General features: G+C 36.5%; 16 protein-coding genes. 11 read left to right on the top strand and 5 right to left on the bottom strand.

Annotation, left to right across the window (positions count from 1 at the left end; all coding sequences use genetic code 11):
• Positions 1-20: 20 nt before the first annotated feature.
• Entirely contained in the window at positions 21-905 is an 885-nt protein-coding gene (locus tag IGJ50_RS16155) for a PLP-dependent cysteine synthase family protein (protein WP_429951452.1), read from the bottom strand.
• Positions 906-1,224: 319 nt separating this feature from the next.
• On the opposite strand from IGJ50_RS16155, the gene dnaB reads away from it, so the two are divergent.
• Positions 1,225-2,595 carry a replicative DNA helicase gene (gene dnaB, locus IGJ50_RS16150; RefSeq protein WP_010766608.1) on the top strand — a complete coding sequence of 457 codons (1,371 nt, stop codon included), beginning with the start codon at positions 1,225-1,227 and terminating at the stop codon, positions 2,593-2,595.
• 55 nt (positions 2,596-2,650) lie between these two features.
• Here the strand turns inward: dnaB and IGJ50_RS16145 are convergent, their stop codons facing one another.
• Complete coding sequence (locus IGJ50_RS16145; RefSeq protein ID WP_207121792.1) at positions 2,651-3,199, bottom strand: GNAT family N-acetyltransferase; 549 nt, start codon at positions 3,197-3,199, stop codon at positions 2,651-2,653.
• 246 nt (positions 3,200-3,445) lie between these two features.
• Here IGJ50_RS16145 and IGJ50_RS16140 point away from each other — a divergent pair, with 246 nt between their 5' ends.
• The 4 genes from IGJ50_RS16140 (at position 3,446) to IGJ50_RS16125 (ending at position 7,005) form a co-directional block, all read left to right on the top strand.
• Positions 3,446-4,738 carry an adenylosuccinate synthase gene (locus IGJ50_RS16140; protein WP_069640114.1) on the top strand — a complete coding sequence of 431 codons (1,293 nt, stop codon included), beginning with the start codon at positions 3,446-3,448 and terminating at the stop codon, positions 4,736-4,738.
• A gap of 156 nt (positions 4,739-4,894) precedes the next feature.
• A complete protein-coding gene (locus tag IGJ50_RS16135; RefSeq protein WP_429951449.1) occupies positions 4,895-5,761 on the top strand; it encodes a DegV family protein in 867 nt (288 codons plus the stop codon).
• Between the two features lie 135 nt (positions 5,762-5,896).
• The gene (locus IGJ50_RS16130) at positions 5,897-6,340 is read left to right on the top strand and encodes a DUF3290 domain-containing protein (RefSeq protein ID WP_206836138.1); all 444 of its coding nucleotides are present in this window, start codon (positions 5,897-5,899) and stop codon (positions 6,338-6,340) included.
• A gap of 23 nt (positions 6,341-6,363) precedes the next feature.
• Positions 6,364-7,005 carry a DUF421 domain-containing protein gene (locus IGJ50_RS16125; RefSeq protein WP_429951445.1) on the top strand — a complete coding sequence of 214 codons (642 nt, stop codon included), beginning with the start codon at positions 6,364-6,366 and terminating at the stop codon, positions 7,003-7,005.
• A 68-nt stretch (positions 7,006-7,073) separates the two neighbouring features.
• Here the strand turns inward: IGJ50_RS16125 and IGJ50_RS16120 are convergent, their stop codons facing one another.
• On the bottom strand, positions 7,074-8,705 hold the full coding sequence (locus IGJ50_RS16120; RefSeq protein WP_069639452.1) for an ABC-F family ATP-binding cassette domain-containing protein: 1,632 nt from the start codon (positions 8,703-8,705) through the stop codon (positions 7,074-7,076).
• Positions 8,706-9,121: 416 nt separating this feature from the next.
• Here IGJ50_RS16120 and IGJ50_RS16115 point away from each other — a divergent pair, with 416 nt between their 5' ends.
• The 6 genes from IGJ50_RS16115 to IGJ50_RS16090 all read left to right on the top strand — a co-directional run bounded on the left by IGJ50_RS16115 (position 9,122) and on the right by IGJ50_RS16090 (position 16,334).
• A complete protein-coding gene (locus IGJ50_RS16115; RefSeq protein ID WP_429951443.1) occupies positions 9,122-12,019 on the top strand; it encodes a sigma 54-interacting transcriptional regulator in 2,898 nt (965 codons plus the stop codon).
• A 240-nt stretch (positions 12,020-12,259) separates the two neighbouring features.
• A complete protein-coding gene (locus IGJ50_RS16110; protein ID WP_429951440.1) occupies positions 12,260-12,754 on the top strand; it encodes a mannose/fructose/sorbose PTS transporter subunit IIB in 495 nt (164 codons plus the stop codon).
• A gap of 284 nt (positions 12,755-13,038) precedes the next feature.
• Positions 13,039-14,037, top strand: a complete 999-nt coding sequence (locus IGJ50_RS16105; RefSeq protein ID WP_207121782.1) for a mannose/fructose/sorbose PTS transporter subunit IIA — start codon at positions 13,039-13,041, stop codon at positions 14,035-14,037.
• A 33-nt stretch (positions 14,038-14,070) separates the two neighbouring features.
• The gene (locus tag IGJ50_RS16100; protein ID WP_010762081.1) at positions 14,071-14,877 is read left to right on the top strand and encodes a PTS mannose/fructose/sorbose transporter subunit IIC; all 807 of its coding nucleotides are present in this window, start codon (positions 14,071-14,073) and stop codon (positions 14,875-14,877) included.
• Positions 14,878-14,899: 22 nt separating this feature from the next.
• Entirely contained in the window at positions 14,900-15,811 is a 912-nt protein-coding gene (locus tag IGJ50_RS16095; protein WP_069639456.1) for a PTS system mannose/fructose/sorbose family transporter subunit IID, read from the top strand.
• A 139-nt stretch (positions 15,812-15,950) separates the two neighbouring features.
• Positions 15,951-16,334 carry a DUF956 family protein gene (locus IGJ50_RS16090; protein ID WP_069639457.1) on the top strand — a complete coding sequence of 128 codons (384 nt, stop codon included), beginning with the start codon at positions 15,951-15,953 and terminating at the stop codon, positions 16,332-16,334.
• A 31-nt stretch (positions 16,335-16,365) separates the two neighbouring features.
• On the opposite strand, the gene IGJ50_RS16085 is transcribed toward IGJ50_RS16090, so the two are convergent.
• Entirely contained in the window at positions 16,366-17,169 is an 804-nt protein-coding gene (locus IGJ50_RS16085; protein WP_429951437.1) for a hypothetical protein, read from the bottom strand.
• Positions 17,170-17,171: 2 nt separating this feature from the next.
• On the bottom strand, positions 17,172-17,501 hold the full coding sequence (locus IGJ50_RS16080) for a PadR family transcriptional regulator (RefSeq protein WP_083244320.1): 330 nt from the start codon (positions 17,499-17,501) through the stop codon (positions 17,172-17,174).
• Positions 17,502-17,840: the final 339 nt, after the last annotated feature.

The raw sequence follows: 17,840 nt of genomic DNA, 5'->3' as shown, positions 1-17,840 counted from the left end.
CTCTTTTCTGTAAAAATAAATTATATATAACTTTTCCCACTATCAGGAGCGATTGTCACAATTTTTTGATTGCTATGATAATTTTTAGATAATTCGAATGCAGCTAAGATATTTGCACCTGATGATATACCAACAAATAGCCCTTGTTTTTTTGCTAGATACTGTCTTGTTTTTTGTACATCACCATAATTAACGTCAATCATAGAATCTATTAATGTGTGATCAAAGAATGTACCAACTTTTCCAACAGCTGTGGCTTGGATTTTATGCGGAACATATTTATTATTTAAAATGTCACAACCTTCAGGCTGTACGCCAATAATAGAAATATTTTTAATATGTTCTTTTAATTTTTTCCCAACACCCATGATGGTACCTCCGCTACCAATTACTGAAACAAAACAGTGGATATCATTTTGCATGGAAGCAAGTATTTCTGGTCCAGTAAATAAATAATGGGCTTCTGGATTAGATGGATTTTCAAATTGATTTAGACATTTATAATGAGTGTTGTTTTTTTTGATTTCCTTGGCTTTTATTATGTGACAGTCATTTCCCAGTCTGTGATCGGCTAGGATAACTTGAGCACCATATTGCTTCAAAACATTGATTTTTTCTTGACTGAAATTATCAGGAATAGTCAAAACTAACTTGTATCCCTTAAGAGAAGCTGCTAAGGCCAATCCTAGTCCAGTATTACCACCAGTGGGTTCTAGTAACGTATCACCTGGTTGAATAAATTCCTGACGTTCTGCATCTTCGATCATCTTGATGCCTACTCTAGATTTAACACTGCCTCCAGGATTAAATTCTTCTAGCTTTACAAATACTGATCCAGCATTTTCCCCATATGGATTAATTAATTTGACCATGGGTGTGTTGCCTATAAAGTGAATAATGGACATTCTATAAAGTTCCTTTCATAATCGATTTTTATAAAGAGAATAGAAAAAATATTCTGAAAACTCTTCTTATTGTCATAAATAGTATCATATAGAATTAAAAAAAACAACTTAATGTTCGTTTAGTTTGAGCGTTGAAATAGTGTTTGCTAGGATATCATACAGCTATACTTTTCTCTTATTTCTTGTTAAAATAGAAAGACTGAATAGGTCGGAACAAACGGTGAGAAAGAAGTAAGCGAATTCGATCAAATTGAATTTACTAGTTGAGCACCATAGAAATTTCGCTGTTTCTATCTCGAAGATATTAGGAGAGAAAAAAATGAATGAAGTATGGCAAGATCGAGTACCGCCGCAAAGTATGGAGGCAGAGCAGGCCGTTTTAGGGTCGGTTTTTTTAGATGCTGAGGTCATTATCGATGCTTTAGAATACATAGAACCCAAAGACTTTTATCGCCGTAATCATCAATTGATTTTTCAGACTATGCTTACCTTGAATGATCGAAATGAAGCAATTGATGTGATCACGATCAAAGATCGCTTGGAGCAAGAAAATTTATTAGAAGATGTCGGTGGTCTGAGTTATCTATCAGATTTGGCGTTGGCTGTGCCGACGGCTGCGAACATCGTTTACTATGCGAAAATTGTTGAACAAAAATCATTGCTTCGCAATTTGATTCAAACCGCTACAGAGATTGTTACCAAAGGTTTTGAACAAGGTGAAGATGTTGAAACAATACTAGATGATGCAGAGCGTAGCATTTTAGAAGTTTCAGAAAAAAGAAATCGCAGCGGCTTTTTGTCGATCGCAGATGTTTTGAATACATCGATTGCCAACATTGATCAACTGTATCAAAATGATGAAGAAATCACGGGATTACCTACAGGGTATCCTGCTTTAGATAAAATGACTGCTGGATTACAAGCAGAAGAATTGATTATTTTAGCTGCCCGGCCAGCCGTAGGGAAAACAGCCTTCGCTTTAAATATAGCGCAAAATATCGGAACTAAAACGGATCGATCGGTTGCTATTTTTAGTTTGGAAATGGGGGCCGAATCATTAGTGAATCGGATGCTTTGTGCAGAAGGTTCGATTGAAGCCGGCCATTTACGTACGGGTCAGTTATCAGAAGAAGAATGGCAAAATCTAATTATTGCAATGGGTAGTTTATCTAGAGCGCAAATCTATATTGATGATACGCCTGGTATTAAAATTACAGAAATTCGAGCAAAATGTCGTAAATTAGCGCAAGAACGCGGTAATTTAGGCTTGATTTTGATCGATTACCTACAATTGATTGAGGGAACCGGTCGTGAAAGTCGTCAACAAGAAGTATCTGAAATCTCTCGTCAATTAAAGAAATTGGCGAAGGAATTAAAAGTTCCTGTTATTGCCTTGTCTCAATTATCTCGTGGAGTGGAACAACGTCAGGATAAACGTCCCGTTTTGAGTGATATTCGTGAGTCTGGATCTATTGAGCAAGATGCGGATATCGTAGCTTTTCTTTATCGCGATGATTACTATGATCGTGGTGAAGAAGGCGAGGATGGTGCACGTGAAGAACCGGAAATCGACAACGTGATTGAGGTTATCATCGAGAAAAACCGTAGTGGTGCCCGTGGGACTGTGGAACTGTTATTCATTAAAGAGTTCAATAAGTTCGCTTCGTTATCGCCTAGAGAAGAGTTTTAATTGTGAAATAATAGCCCGAGTAAGTGTCAACCGACGACTTACTCGGGCTATTATTTCAGCTAAAATCTGTTTTTAAAAGAGAATATTTATTTAAATCTCTAAACTTATCATACATAATAATATCTGATTTATCTGTTCCAACGAAAGAGAAGCCATTTTTTACTGCAACTGCATTACTGGCTTTATTTTCAGTATCAGCTCGAATACTTAATTTATTTAATCCCATATCTTCAAAAGCAATCGCACAAACTTTTTTCACTACTTTTGACATAATACCTTTATTGGTTTGAGACGAATGAAGCCAGTAGCCAAGTTCAGCTTTTTTATTATTGGTATCAATAAAATGTAAATCAATACAGCCAATTATATTCTGGTCAAAAGCAATTAGAAATAAACGATCGGTTTCATTGATATAGCCTTCTAATTTCATCTTGATATATTGCTCTTGTTGTTCAAAAGATGTTGTAGCATCAACAAAATCAAGGAATTTTCGTAAGTGTTTCCGATCTGAATCAATCACTTCGAAAAGTTCATGTGCCATAGATAACGTTGGCTGAACTAAAGATAAAGATTCGTCAATCTCTAAATAAAAATAATGTTTCATATCCCGAATAGACCTCCTAGTGAATTCATAATATATTGTGTATGATTATAACAAAATGCAAATTCTTTACAAGAGAATAAATAAATTTTCGTTTTTTTATCTACTGTAAAATCATTTCCTGAATAATGTTCGTGTTTTGCTGTGTTTTCTTATTTCCAAAAAAATAACATTCGATTTTTCCTTGAAAGCGTTGTGTTTTATTGGTACAATGAATCAGGACAAAATAATTTAGAACGAGGTGTTCGAATGTCATCAGTTGTAGTAGTCGGAACGCAGTGGGGCGATGAAGGAAAAGGAAAGATCACGGATTTTTTAAGTGAGAATGCTGAGGTCATCGCACGTTATCAAGGCGGAGATAATGCAGGTCATACCATTAAGTTTGACGGTGTTACTTATAAACTACACTTGATTCCTTCAGGTATCTTTTACAAAGACAAGATCAGTGTGATCGGAAATGGTGTTGTAGTCAACCCGAAATCTCTTGTAAAAGAACTGGCTTATTTAAAAGATAATAATGTCACGACAGATAATTTACGTATTTCTGACCGTGCTCACGTGATTTTACCTTATCACATTCAATTGGATCAATTACAAGAAGATGCTAAAGGTGAAAATAAAATCGGTACTACAATCAAAGGGATCGGTCCTGCATACATGGATAAAGCAGCTCGTGTGGGAATCCGTGTCGCAGATTTATTAGATAAAGAAATTTTTGAAGAACGTTTAAAAATAAATCTAGAAGAAAAAAATCGTCAATTCGTTAAAATGTTCGACAGCGAACCAATTGCTTTTGAAGATATTTTTGAAGAATACTATGAATATGGTCAACAAATCAAACAATACGTAACGGACACTTCTGTTATTTTGAATGATGCATTAGATGCAGGTAAACGCGTATTATTTGAAGGCGCACAAGGCGTTATGCTAGATATCGACCAAGGAACATATCCATTTGTAACCTCATCAAATCCAGTTGCTGGAGGCGTTACGATCGGAAGCGGTGTTGGTCCTTCTAAGATCAATAAAGTCGTGGGTGTTTGTAAGGCTTATACATCTCGTGTTGGTGATGGTCCGTTCCCTACAGAATTGTTTGATGAAACAGGAGAAACCATTCGTAAAGTTGGGAAAGAATACGGTACAACTACTGGTCGCCCACGTCGCGTGGGTTGGTTTGATACGGTTGTGATGCGTCATTCTAAACGGGTGTCAGGAATTACAAATCTGTCATTGAACTCGATTGATGTATTAAGTGGCTTAGACACAGTAAAAATCTGTACAGCTTATGAATTGGACGGTGAATTGATTTATCATTATCCAGCTAGCTTGAAAGAGTTGAGCCGCTGTAAGCCAGTCTATGAAGAATTACCAGGTTGGTCAGAAGACATTACTGGTTGCAAAACATTAGCTGATCTACCAGCGAATGCAAGAAATTATGTGCATCGTATCTCTGAATTAGTTGGTGTACGCATTTCAACATTCTCAGTAGGTCCAGACCGTAACCAAACGAATGTATTAGAAAGTGTTTGGGCACAAATTTAAATTTTAAAACGAGAGAGGGACAAGGTAAGAATTGTCTCTCTCTTTTTTCATTTTTCTCCAAATAGAAGTCTTTTTTGATTGCTTACGCATTTAATAACACATGAGTATCCATTGATTATGTGTTAAAATAGAGAAGGAATTAGGGAGGATTTAAAAATGACATTCAAATTAATGACAGATTCATGCTGTGATTTACCATATATATATTTAGGCGCCAATGATGTTGAGTTTATCAGTATGACGATTCAGTTGAATGGTAAGGAATTAGTGGATGATTTGGGAGAAACGTTCGACTATGACTGGTTTTTACAAGAAATAAAAACTGGTGGTATGCCAACAACTTCTCAAGTAAATGTAGGTCGTTATATCGAATTCTTTAGACCGTTTGTAGAAAAGCAGGTTCCCATATTGTATTTGGCTTTTTCTTCTGGATTAAGCGGATCATACCAAAGTGCCATGCAAGCTGTTGATATCTTGAAAGAAGAATACCCGGATGCTGTAATTTATGTTGTTGATACGAAAGCTGCTAGCCTTGGAGAAGGCTTGTTAGTCAGCGAAGTAATCGAGTTAAAAGCAATTGGTCATTCTTTAGACGAAATCCTACTATGGTTATCTGACAATACAATGACCGTTCATTCTTGGGTCACAGTGGACGATTTAAAGCATCTAGAGCGTGGAGGTAGGATTTCTAAAGCAGCAGCGGCAATCGGTGGTTTAATGAACGTTAAGCCGATCATTGTGGTAGATGACCAAGGTAAGCTGCAAAATATCGGAAAAGTCCGTGGACGTAGCAAAGCATTGAAGAAACTAGCAGATGAAACAGTCAAAGGGATGGTTGAACCGTTGAAACAAACCGTATTTATTGCTTATGCTGGTGATTTAGAAAGTGCAGAGAAAGTCAAAGCTTTGATCGAGGAGAAAATCCAGGTTAAAGAGATTCGTTTGCATCCACTAGGCCCTACGATCACTAGTCATACTGGGAATGGTTGTATTGCAGTTTTTTCAAGAGGTAAAAAGAGATAAAAATAAAACACCCAGTACATTCTTTGTGACGGGGTGTTTTTTTTTTATAAGTAAGTATGCTTTTATTTTGAACCAATAAAGCATATTATATTACTATATATTTTAAAGACTAAATTTCTATGGGAGGTATTTTTATTGAATTTCTATGGTATAGACTACTTGGAATCACAATCAAATCTCAATGATTATATCAAATATTTTTTTATTTTTGGTGCATTGATTGTAATGATTATTGCGTTTAGTTTGTATATGCGTCATCGTATTCAAACGAAATATCGAGATTTGAGTATAATCACTTTTTTGCTACTATTGTTTTTACTAGGTGTTCAGTATTCTGACTATACACAAAATCAAAGCAAAAATTCACAATCGTCTCAAATGGTCAATTTTGTGAAGCAGATATCAAAAGAAAAAGGGGTAGACAAAAAAGAGATTCTTGTAAGCTCAACTCAGTTAGTGGATGGAACACTTGTAAAAATCGAAGATAAATACTACAAGACAATATTAAGTACGGATCAAAATTCTTATGTCTTGGAAGAAGCGCACTTGATGAATTCAGATATTATAATTACGAAATAAGTTAAAGTAGAAAGGAAGATATTATGCAACTCTATAGTCCAATTATTATCAAACTTGGCTTGGGAATTATTTGTTTAATCATTCAGATCAATTTAATGGGAAAAGGCAACCTAGCACCTTCCTCAGCAATGGATCAGGTTCAAAATTATGTCCTAGGTGGAATTATAGGCGGGGTAATTTATAACGACTCAATAAGTGTACTACAGTTCGTTTTAGTATTGATTATTTGGACGTTGCTTGTATTGACTGTTAAGTTTGCAAAAGAACATAATCGATATGTAAAATATATTGTAGATGGTAGGCCAATCACTTTGATCAAAGATGGAAAAGTTGATGTGAATGAGTGTCTCAGGTGTGGGATTTCAGCAAATGAATTGATGTTTAAGTTAAGAGCGAATGCTATTTACGAAGTTGAGAATGTCAAAAGAGCTGTCTTAGAGCAAAATGGCCAGTTAACAATGATAGAATTCGGAGATGAAAGCATTCGGTATCCAATTATTGTAGATGGTCAAGCAAACTATGATGTGCTGGAATTAATTAATAAAGATATTGAATGGTTGGCTGAACAGGTGCAAAAGGAACAGTACAAAGGAATCAATGAAATTTATCTAGGGGAGTACCTCTCTGGTAAACTAAAATTATATGGGTATGAAGATAATGAATAAAAATAGGGTGAGACGAAAGCCAAGAATACCTTTCGCCTCATCCTATTAAGTTATGGAGAAAATTCTTTTTAATACTCGCCAGAAAACAATTCATCTAATTGTTTTTGAACGTCTTTATTTTCTAAGAATTCATCATAAGTTGTATCCGCACGATCAACTACACCTTTATCAGAAACAGCGATGATGCGGTTTGCTAATGTTTGAATAAATTGATGGTCATGTGAGGCAAATAAAATCGCGCCAGTGAAAGCCATCAGTCCATCATTTAAAGCTGTAATCGATTCTAAATCCAAGTGATTTGTCGGATCATCTAAAACAAGTACATTTGATTTAGACAACATTAATTTAGAGAGCATCACACGTACTTTTTCGCCCCCAGATAGGACGTTGACTGATTTCAGTACGTCTTCACCAGAGAATAACATTCTTCCTAAGAATCCACGCAAGAAGGTATTGTCATCTTCTTCTTTGCTTGCAAATTGACGTAACCAATCTAAAATCGTTAAATTGGTATCGAAGTCTTTACTGTTATCTTTTGGTAAATAAGCTTGAGTCGTAGTAACACCCCAGCGTACGCTACCTGTATCAGGCGTGATTTCGCCCATGATCACTTTGAATAAGGTGGTTGTAACGATATCATTGTCAGCAATGAAGGCCACTTTATCAACGTTATTTAAAGAGAATGAGATATTATCTAAAATTTTCTTGCCATCGATCGTTACCGAAACGTTTTCCACATGAAGCAAATCATTTCCGATTTCTCTTTCAGGTGTAAAGCCAACGAATGGATAACGGCGTGAAGACGGTTGAATATCATCTAATGTAATTTTATCCAACATTTTTTTACGAGAAGTTGCTTGTTTTGATTTTGATGCATTGGCACTGAAACGAGCGATAAAGTCTTGCAGCTCTTTGATTTGCTCTTCTTTTTTCGCGTTAGCATTTGATTGTAATTTTGCCGCTAATTGGCTTGATTCCAACCAAAAATCATAGTTACCAACATATAATTTGATTTTTCCAAAATCAAGATCGGCCATGTGTGTACATACTTTGTTTAAAAAGTGACGGTCATGGGAAACGACGATAACAGTATTTTCAAAGTTGATCAAGAATTCTTCTAACCAATTGATCGAACGAGTATCCAAACCATTGGTCGGCTCGTCTAATAGTAAAACATCAGGTTTACCGAATAGAGATTGTGCAAGCAAGACTTTGACCTTTTGGCCGGCTGTTAATTCGCTCATTTTTTGGTCATGTAGACTTTCAGGAATGTTTAATCCTTGTAGTAAAACAGCTGCTTCTGGTTCAGCTTCCCAACCGTTTAACTCCGCAAATTCACCTTCAAGTTCAGCTGCTTTGATTCCATCTTCATCCGTGAAATCTTCTTTCATATAGACAGCATCTTTTTCTTTCATTACTTCGTACAAACGTTTGTGACCCATGATAACCGTTTCTAGAACAGTGTTGTCTTCAAAGTCAAAGTGGTTTTGTTTCAAGATAGCCAAACGTTCATCAGGACCTAAAGCAACATTTCCAGTTGTTGGCTGAATATCACCAGATAAAATCTTTAAGAATGTTGATTTACCAGCACCATTTGCACCAATCAAGCCATAACAGTTACCAGGTGTGAATTTAATATTTACATCATCAAAAAGTTTGCGGTCTGAAAATAGCAAACTTACATCATTTACAGTAATCAATTGTTTTCCTCACTTCATATAGAATAGTTAAACCTCTCTGCATTATAGCGAGGAAACCCACATTTTTCAAGGAATTTCAGACTTTTTCAGAAATACCTTATAGTTTTCCCAAAAAGAAGCAGCTTAAAAATAATAGTGTTTCATGTGAAACATTCTAATAAAAAGGTTATCAGTGTACTTTTAAAACGATACACTGTATGATACACGTAAAATTAGTGTATCGTTTAATCGATTTAGCATTTGTTATTATGTGGCTCCACAGGCTAGTCTCTCAGAAAAAAGATAAATTAGGAATGAGGCAGAAAACACCTTAGTCATAATTTGCTATTTTCCAATCAAGACTGAACAAGCCTACGACACTTTTATTATCTATTTTCACGAGCTGATTCACATTTAAACGGAAAGGAGAAGTGGTGATGAAGCGTATCGAACGAATTTATCTTTATGTAAAAGAACAGACTGAAAGTTTAACGCCTAACGATGTTTCTTTAGGTGGTGGAGTGACAACAGGTGATGTTTCAGAAGCTCTAGATATCCAAAGAACCAATGCCAGCAAGGATTTAAATCAACTTGTTCGAGAAGGATTATTGGAAAAAACGGATGGACGCCCGGTCAAATATGTTGATAAAGGCATCTTTAAATATCAACCATTATCCAAACCAGTTAAAAGTTACTGGGAACATAGTTTAGTTGAAGCGTCTGCCACGGTCACTGATCCTGTACATCAACCAAATAAGAAATTTGCTGGAGAAGATATATTTAAAGGGATGATTGGTTCTACTGGGAGTATGAGAACGCCTGTTGAGCAAGCTAAGGCTGCGATTTTGTATCCACCAAAAGGGTTGAACTGTTTGATCACAGGACCAACAGGATCAGGTAAAACTTATTTTGCTCATGCGATGTTCCAATTTGCTTTGATGAATCAGGTGATCGATGCGGATAAAAAGCTGATTGTGTTTAATTGTGCCGATTATGCTCATAATCCTGAATTATTGATGTCTCATCTATTTGGTTATGCTGAAGGCGCCTTTACAGGTGCCACAAAAGCCAAAGAAGGGATCATTCACCAAGCTGATGGCAGTATTCTATTTCTTGATGAAGTGCATCGCTTACCGCCAGAAGGACAAGAAATGGTCTTTTACTTTATGGACCATGGTACCTATTCAAGATTAGGAGAAACGGTTAAGAATCGACGAGCAGATGTGCGAATCATCTGTGCTACAACTGAAAACCCAACCTCTTCTTTATTAAATACCTTTGTCCGTAGAATTCCGATTATCATTCAGTTGCCTAATTTTATTGATCGACCAGCAAAAGAAAAAATTGATTTGCTGAGAGTGATGATTTCAATGGAGGCTTCACGCATTCATAGAAAGATATCACTATCAGAAGATGTGGTGAAGGCGTTGATTGGTAGTGTTTCTTATGGAAATGTTGGCCAGTTGAAGTCAAATGTTCAGTTAGTAACGGCTAGAGGCTTTTTAAATCATATTGACCAAGATGAATTGACGATTACAATCGATGAGTTGACGGATAGTATCAAAGAAGGCATGATGCAATTGGCAAGTAATCGCGATGCATTAGCTGAATTATCCAAATATTTGGAGCCGCAAATGATCGTGTCTCCAAACGAGCCTTTAGTAACGATCCAGTCAGATGCTTATGAATTGCCGTATAATTTATATGAGATCATCGGAGATAAAGCTGCTTTATTAAAAGCAGATGGATTAGAGCAAGAAGTAATCAATAATTTCATCACGACAGATATCAATGTTCATCTAAAATCCTTTTATAAAGACCATGGATTTACTTTTGATACAGAAAATAAATTAGCTGAGATCGTAGATCAGCGAATCATTGATGTTACCAAAGAAATTTACAATTTTGCCAAACAAAAATTAAATTATAATTTCCAATCGAATTTTATTTATGCGATGAGTTTACATATCAGCTCGTTTTTAAAACGAATTCAAAATGGTGAGGAACGGCAGCATCAATTAAACGAAAATATTCGAAACATGGTGTTGGATTATCCTGTAGAGTTTGAAACAGCGCAAGAAATCAAACGAATCATTGAAATCAATTATCAAATGAAGATTCCAGAATTTGAAACGTATTATCTAGCGGTCTTATTGATTTCCCTTAGAGAAAATAAAGATGCTGGACGTATTGGAATCGTGGTCGCAGCGCACGGAAAAAGTACAGCTACAAGTATGGTACAAGTCGTATCACAGCTATTGAATGTTGATAATTTAAGAGCAGTCGACATGCCTTTAGAAATGCAGCCAAAAGAAGCTTTGCGTCAAATTGTCAATGTGGTGAAGGAGGTCAATGAAGATAGTGGTGTGATTCTTTTAGTCGACATGGGTTCTTTGGCTACATTTTCAGATGAAATAACCCGGCAGACAGGTATTGATGTACGAACAGTTGATATGGTCACAACCCCAATCGTATTAGAAACTGCGAGAAAAACAACATTGATCGATACACAGTTAGATTCATTATACGATTCTCTAAAGAACTTTCAAGGTTATGCAGGCATCCAGCAGGAAAGAGAAATCGATTCCTTAGCTCCGTGGAAAAAGCGCGTGATTGTCGCAATCTGTGCTTCTGGAGAAGGTACGGCAAAACGGATGAAAGAAATGATCGAAGCTTCTGTTCCACCTCAATTAAACTTAGAACTAGAAGTATTACCTCTTTCTATTATTGATATGAAAGAGCAATTAATCACCATTCAAGAAGAATATCGTGTGATTGCAGCAACAGGGATCACTGATCCTAAAATTGCAGTCCCCTTCATTCCAATGGAAACCTTCTTCTCTGGGGAAGCTGAATCTGTGATCAGTAAGCTATTATTGGATAGCGATATTGATATAGAAGCACAAGAAATGGATGAATTGGCGGCTAAAAAAATCTGTATTGATTATATGGAAGAAAGTTTCACGTTTATCAATCCTAAAAAAGTGATCGATCCTTTATGGGAATTTGCAGATATCATCCGAACAAAGCTGGATTTAAAGCTAGACTATTCCTTTTATGTGAATTTGGTCATGCATTTAGCAGGTATGCTTGAAAGAGTACTGCAACACGATACCTTGACCCTTACTGAAGAAGAGTTGAAACAGATTACGTCAGAACCTAGCTATGAGGTTGTAATGAAAGCTGCATTCTATTTAAAACAAACATTTAAGATAGATATGCCGTTGGAAGAAGTTTACTATGTCATTCAATTAATCAAAAATACACAGCTGAACCAAGCACAGAATACAGAGAATACACTAGATGCGATACACAAAGAAGATACACTATTTTAGTGTATCTTCTTTGTGTATTTTCTTAAATAATCCCTTAGTTTTTCATCTATTCTAACAATACACTAGTTTTGGCATGGAAATTGCTTTAAATAAGATGTAGGTGAATTCTATATGTCCTGCAACCATTTTTAGCTGATTTTGTTGGTCGTTATTTTGGCAATAAATGACCGGGCGTAGTATTTTATTAATAAAGTATTAAGAATTGACTGAGCAGACTAATGAGTTGAAGGAGAACCAGACATGATGGATATTCGCTTAGTTCGAATCGATGATCGACTGATACATGGACAAGTTGCAACGGTTTGGACCAAAAGTACTAATGTAAACCGAATTTTAGTCATTAGTGACGCAGTTGCACATGATACACTGCGAAAAGCGTTACTTGTACAAGCAGCGCCGCCTGGTGTGAAGGTAAATGTCATTACCGTTGAAAAAATGATCGCAGCTTTTGCCGATGAACGTTTTGACAGCATAAAAGTAATGTTGCTATTTACTAACCCAGAAGATGTCAAACGTGTAGTAGAGGGCAATGTCGTTTTTGATTCAGTCAATATTGGTGGTATGAGTTTTACCAGTGGCAAACGAATGATCACAAATGCCGTGGCTGTTAACAAAGAAGACATTGCAGCATTCAAGTACTTAGATGATCAGGGGATTCAGTTGGAGATCCGAAAAGTAGTTGCGGATAACCAAGTAGATTTGATGGAATTGCTGAAAAAAGAACAGTTAGTGTAATTCTTTTTTTGGATTTCTATATAAATGATGTGCTGCACTGACTCAATGCTAATTGTCGTAGCTTATGCATAAAATTGGGAGGAGTGATCCAATTAGTGAAAGTGGTTGTCAAAGTAGTTTGAGTAATGGGTAATCATTAAGAAGCATCCGCGCTATCGATCATAAGGAATTGAAAACACAAGCAGAGTAACGCATTTTTTCTTTTATATATTTCTAGTAGTGTTTTTATCTGTTGATGACCGACGTGATGTAGTAGTTGAAAAAAATATAGGAGGTATCAAATTATGGTAGGAATTATTATTGCTAGCCATGGGGAGTTTGCTCAAGGCATTTTACAATCCGGTTCCATGATTTTTGGTGAACAGGAAAAAGTACAAGCAGTTGTATTGATGCCTAGCGAAGGCCCAGACGATTTAAAAGCTAAATTAAAAGCAGCAATCGCAACGTTTGATGAAGAAGACGAAGTATTATTTTTAGTCGATCTTTGGGGAGGAACACCGTTTAACCAAGCGAATAGCCTTTTTGAAGAACATAAAGACAAATGGGCAATCGTTAGTGGTTTAAACTTACCAATGTTGATCGAAGCATATTCGTCACGTTTTTCTATGAACTCAGCGCAAGAAATTGCAACGCACATTTTGGAAACTGCTAAAGAAGGGGTAAGAATCAAACCAGAAGAGCTAGAACCCGCTGAAGCACCAAAAGCTGTTGTGGAAGATGCTCAGCCTAAAGGTTCTTTACCTGAAGGAACAGTTGTCGGTGATGGCAAAATCAAATTTGTTTTAACTCGTGTTGATTCACGTTTATTACATGGTCAAGTCGCGACAGCCTGGACAAAGTCAGTTTTACCAAATCGAATCATCGTAGTTTCAGATGCCGTATCGAAAGATGATCTTCGTAAAAAACTGATCGAACAAGCGGCTCCTCCAGGAGTGAAAGCGAACGTTATCCCAATCAGTAAAATGATTGAAATTTCAAAAGATCCACGTTTTGGGAATACTAAAGCATTACTGCTATTTGAAAATCCAGAAGATGTAGTAAAAGTGGTTGAAGCAGGCGTAGACATCAAAGAAGTAAATGTTGGTTCTATGGCACATTCAGTCGGAAAAGTAGTCGTAAGTAAAGTATTATCGATGGGACAAGAAGATGTCGAAGCGTTTGAAAAACTTGAAAATATGGGTGTTAAATTTGATGTCCGTAAAGTTCCAAATGATTCTAGCGCGAATATGGATGAAATCCTTAAAAAAGCAAAACATGAGTTAGCACAAGCACACTCAAAATAATCCAAAAATTCAAATGAAAATAGGAGGCTTATCATGTCTATTATAACAATTATTTTAGTAATTTTAGTTGCCTTTCTAGCTGGTATGGAAGGAATTCTTGATGAATTCCAATTTCACCAACCGTTAGTGGCATGTACCTTGATCGGTTTAGTAACTGGTAACTTGGAAGCTGGGATCGTTCTTGGCGGAACATTACAAATGATCGCACTTGGTTGGGCGAACATCGGAGCCGCAGTAGCACCGGATGCGGCCTTAGCATCTGTTGCATCAGCAATTATTTTAGTATTAGGCGGACAAGGTGTTAAAGGTGTTCCATCAGCAATCGCGATTGCTGTACCACTTGCAGTAGCAGGTCTATTCTTAACAATGATCGTTCGTACACTTGCTGTGCCGATCGTGCATATGATGGATGCAGCAGCTGAAAAAGGCGATATCAGAAAAATTGAAATGTTGCACATTTTAGCAGTATGTATGCAAGGGATTCGTATTGCGATTCCAGCAGCAGCCCTTTTATTCATTCCGGCAGAAACGGTTCAATCAGCATTAGAATCAATGCCGGCCTGGTTAACTGAAGGTATGGCTATTGGTGGCGGTATGGTCGTGGCTGTAGGTTACGCATTGGTAATCAATATGATGGCAACCAAAGAAGTATGGCCATTCTTTATCATTGGTTTTGTCGTAGCGGCAATTTCTCAATTAACATTGATTGCACTTGGTGCTTTAGGTGTTGCGTTAGCATTGATCTATTTGAACCTTTCTAAAATGGGTGGTTCATCAAATGGTAGCGGTGGCGGAAGCAATACTGGTGATCCGCTTGGCGATATCTTAAACGACTATTAAACTGAAGGAGGAGAGAAGAGACATGGCAGAAAAAATTGAATTATCCAAAAAAGATCGTTTAGCCGTTGCATGGCGCTCTACATTCATTCAAGGCTCTTGGAACTATGAACGTATGCAAAATGGTGGGTGGGCATTCTCAATGATCCCAGCGATCAAGAAATTATATAAAACAAAAGAAGATCGTTCTGCGGCATTAAAACGTCACTTAGAGTTCTTTAACACACACCCATACATTGCGTCACCGATCCTAGGTGTAACATTAGCATTGGAAGAAGAACGTGCCAATGGCGCCCCTGTTGATGATGTAGCAATTCAAGGGGTGAAAGTTGGGATGATGGGCCCTTTAGCAGGTGTTGGTGATCCAGTCTTTTGGTTTACGATTCGTCCGATGCTAGGTGCGTTAGGCGCTTCACTTGCAATTGGTGGAAATATTCTTGGACCAATCATTTTCTTCGTCGCATGGAATCTTATTCGTTGGGCTTTCATGTGGTATACGCAAGAATTTGGCTATAAAGCAGGTTCTAAAATCACAGAAGACCTTTCAGGTGGATTATTGCAAGATGTCACCAAAGGAGCTTCGATTCTGGGGATGTTCGTACTGGCAGCCTTAGTACAGCGGTGGGTATCAATCAAATTTATTCCAACCGTTTCTACAGTTAAGCTAGATAAAGGTGCATATGTTGAGTGGGATAAGCTTCCAATAAATGGAGAAGGATTACAAAAGGCCTTTGAAGAAGTCGGTTCAGGTAAAGCACTCTCAGCAATGAAAGTGACAACTTTACAAGATAACCTAGATCAATTGATTCCAGGATTAGCAGCATTATTGCTTACATTCTTTTGTATGTGGTTATTGAAGAAAAAAGTATCACCAATCATTATCATTCTTGGTCTATTTGTAGTCGGTGTCGCTGGTCACGTTATCGGATTACTATAATTAAATCAAGTGTTTAATGAGACATACATTTAGGGCAAAACGGTTGACTAGTTTTGCCCTAAACTCTTTTACACAGCATGATCATCAAAATAAACGTATGCTAAATCGCATAAAGCACTAAAGAAATGGAGCGGATAAAATGGTTCAATCACTGAATACACAAGTAGATTTCATAACGGATGCCACTGCATTTACTGGCCTCACGGACTATGGAAAAATTATGATCGGCGACAAAGGTTTTGAATTTTACAATTCTCGTGATAGCCGTAAATTTATTCAAATTCCATGGGAAGAAGTGGATTATGTGATCGCATCGGTTATGTTTAAAGGCAAATGGATCCCACGATATGCTATCCAAACGAAAAAAAATGGCACCTATACGTTTTCTTCAAAACAGCCTAAAAAAGTGCTTAGAGAAATGCAAGATTATGTCGCACCAGATCATATGGTACAATCTTTAGGTTTTTTTGATGTAATCAAACGGGCGTTTCAATCATTAGGAAAGAAAAAAACTAAGCCATAAAATAAAAAGTTAACTCACTTGTGGAAGTGAGTTAACTTTTTATTTTTTCTCTTAGAATCCCAAGAACATTAGCAAGAATAATGACTACCCAAAGCACGATTTGTAAGCCAGATGAAGCTATAACTGGATTGATCAAATTGATCAACACAGCCCCTTCTAATACAGCGAAAAAGGTTGTGATATAAATTCCGGCAGCATTGTTCATTTTGAAGCGGAATTGTAGCACCAATAGACTGATTGAAAGGATGAACAGAAATGCTGCAAACGCCTGATGTGAAAATAATAAATAGCCAACGAGCCCATTCATCTGTCTATCGATAATAGGTAGTAGAATACTACCCATCCAAAACAGCAAAGCAAGAAAAGCGAATAAATAGCATTTTTTTCTATCACTTGCAAAAGTGGAATATTTAATCGAAAAAAGACCTAAGATAGCGGTGACCATTAACAGAATTACAGGAAAAAGCGTATTGAACCAATTAATAGCAACAACAGGCTGTAATAGTAGGTCAAAGAGATTGTACTGTAAAAGAATCAAGAAGAAAATAAAGAAAAGTTTGCTCCAATATTTCTCGGAGTCACTAGGTAGTTCAGTAAGGATTGCATCACTGATTTCTTTTGGATTTTTCCCAAAAAATACTTGAGCAGATGTGCCTTTTTTTTGTGCGTCTAAGATATCTTGCAAAATTTCTAAGAGGATTTCTTCTGTTTGCTGTTCCTCTTTATTTAAATTAACTCGGATATAAACAAGGATATCTTCATAGTATTTTTTATTTTCTGGAGTTAGTTGTTTTCTTAGTTCATTGTTTTGTTTGATTAAATCGGTTGTTTTCATTTTTAGCCCTCATTTTCTTTTTGCATAATAGTTTGCACACCAGTTGAGATCAATGACCACTGTTGTTCAAATTGTTTTAGATAGTCTGCCCCAGTAGCTGTTAGAGAATAATACTTTCGCTTAGGTCCTTCAGAAGAAGGGCGCATTTCTCCGATGATCAGCTGTTTTTTTTGGAGTTTAAGCAAGATAGGATAGATGCTGCCTTCACTGACCATATTTAAACCATATTCAGATAATAAAGTAATCATTTCATAGCCATAAACTGTTTTTTTTTGAATGATTTTTAAAATACATCCTTCGAGTAATCCTTTTAACATCTGAGTAGTATCCAAACGATCTCCTCCTTTTGAATAGAGTCTGGGACATAACTCTACGAGTTATCTCTCAGACTCAAAGAATCCGTATAAACGGTGGGAGCAGAAGCAATCACTACGCTTCGCTTCGATCACATCAAATTCTAAGTGCTAAAGCACTAAGATTTGAAGGCTTCGGAAATAAGCTGAAATTCACAAAAATTTGAAGAGCAATTTTCGTGAATTCCTTCTTATTTCTCGGGATTAAACACTCCTGTCCCAACCTCATTAATACGCTATGTTGTAAAACAATATAGCGTATTATAAACTAAATTTTTTCTTACGTTTAATATAAGAAATTAATTTAATAAAAATTTA

It is taken from the genome of Enterococcus sp. AZ101 (assembly GCF_050499005.1).
GTDB lineage: Bacteria > Bacillota > Bacilli > Lactobacillales > Enterococcaceae > Enterococcus_L > Enterococcus_L ureilyticus.
This window is presented reverse-complemented; position numbering and strand designations above follow the sequence as displayed.

Excerpts from the sequence above, each read along its gene's own strand:
- IGJ50_RS16155 (WP_429951452.1), bottom strand. The coding sequence starts at position 905 with ATGTCCATTATTCACTTTATAGGCAACACACCCATGGTCAAATTAATT.
- dnaB (WP_010766608.1), top strand. The coding sequence starts at position 1,225 with ATGAATGAAGTATGGCAAGATCGAGTACCGCCGCAAAGTATGGAGGCA.
- IGJ50_RS16145 (WP_207121792.1), bottom strand. The coding sequence starts at position 3,199 with ATGAAACATTATTTTTATTTAGAGATTGACGAATCTTTATCTTTAGTT.
- IGJ50_RS16140 (WP_069640114.1), top strand. The coding sequence starts at position 3,446 with ATGTCATCAGTTGTAGTAGTCGGAACGCAGTGGGGCGATGAAGGAAAA.
- IGJ50_RS16135 (WP_429951449.1), top strand. The coding sequence starts at position 4,895 with ATGACATTCAAATTAATGACAGATTCATGCTGTGATTTACCATATATA.
- IGJ50_RS16125 (WP_429951445.1), top strand. The coding sequence starts at position 6,364 with ATGCAACTCTATAGTCCAATTATTATCAAACTTGGCTTGGGAATTATT.
- IGJ50_RS16115 (WP_429951443.1), top strand. The coding sequence starts at position 9,122 with ATGAAGCGTATCGAACGAATTTATCTTTATGTAAAAGAACAGACTGAA.
- IGJ50_RS16110 (WP_429951440.1), top strand. The coding sequence starts at position 12,260 with ATGATGGATATTCGCTTAGTTCGAATCGATGATCGACTGATACATGGA.
- IGJ50_RS16105 (WP_207121782.1), top strand. The coding sequence starts at position 13,039 with ATGGTAGGAATTATTATTGCTAGCCATGGGGAGTTTGCTCAAGGCATT.
- IGJ50_RS16100 (WP_010762081.1), top strand. The coding sequence starts at position 14,071 with ATGTCTATTATAACAATTATTTTAGTAATTTTAGTTGCCTTTCTAGCT.
- IGJ50_RS16095 (WP_069639456.1), top strand. The coding sequence starts at position 14,900 with ATGGCAGAAAAAATTGAATTATCCAAAAAAGATCGTTTAGCCGTTGCA.
- IGJ50_RS16090 (WP_069639457.1), top strand. The coding sequence starts at position 15,951 with ATGGTTCAATCACTGAATACACAAGTAGATTTCATAACGGATGCCACT.
- IGJ50_RS16085 (WP_429951437.1), bottom strand. The coding sequence starts at position 17,169 with ATGAAAACAACCGATTTAATCAAACAAAACAATGAACTAAGAAAACAA.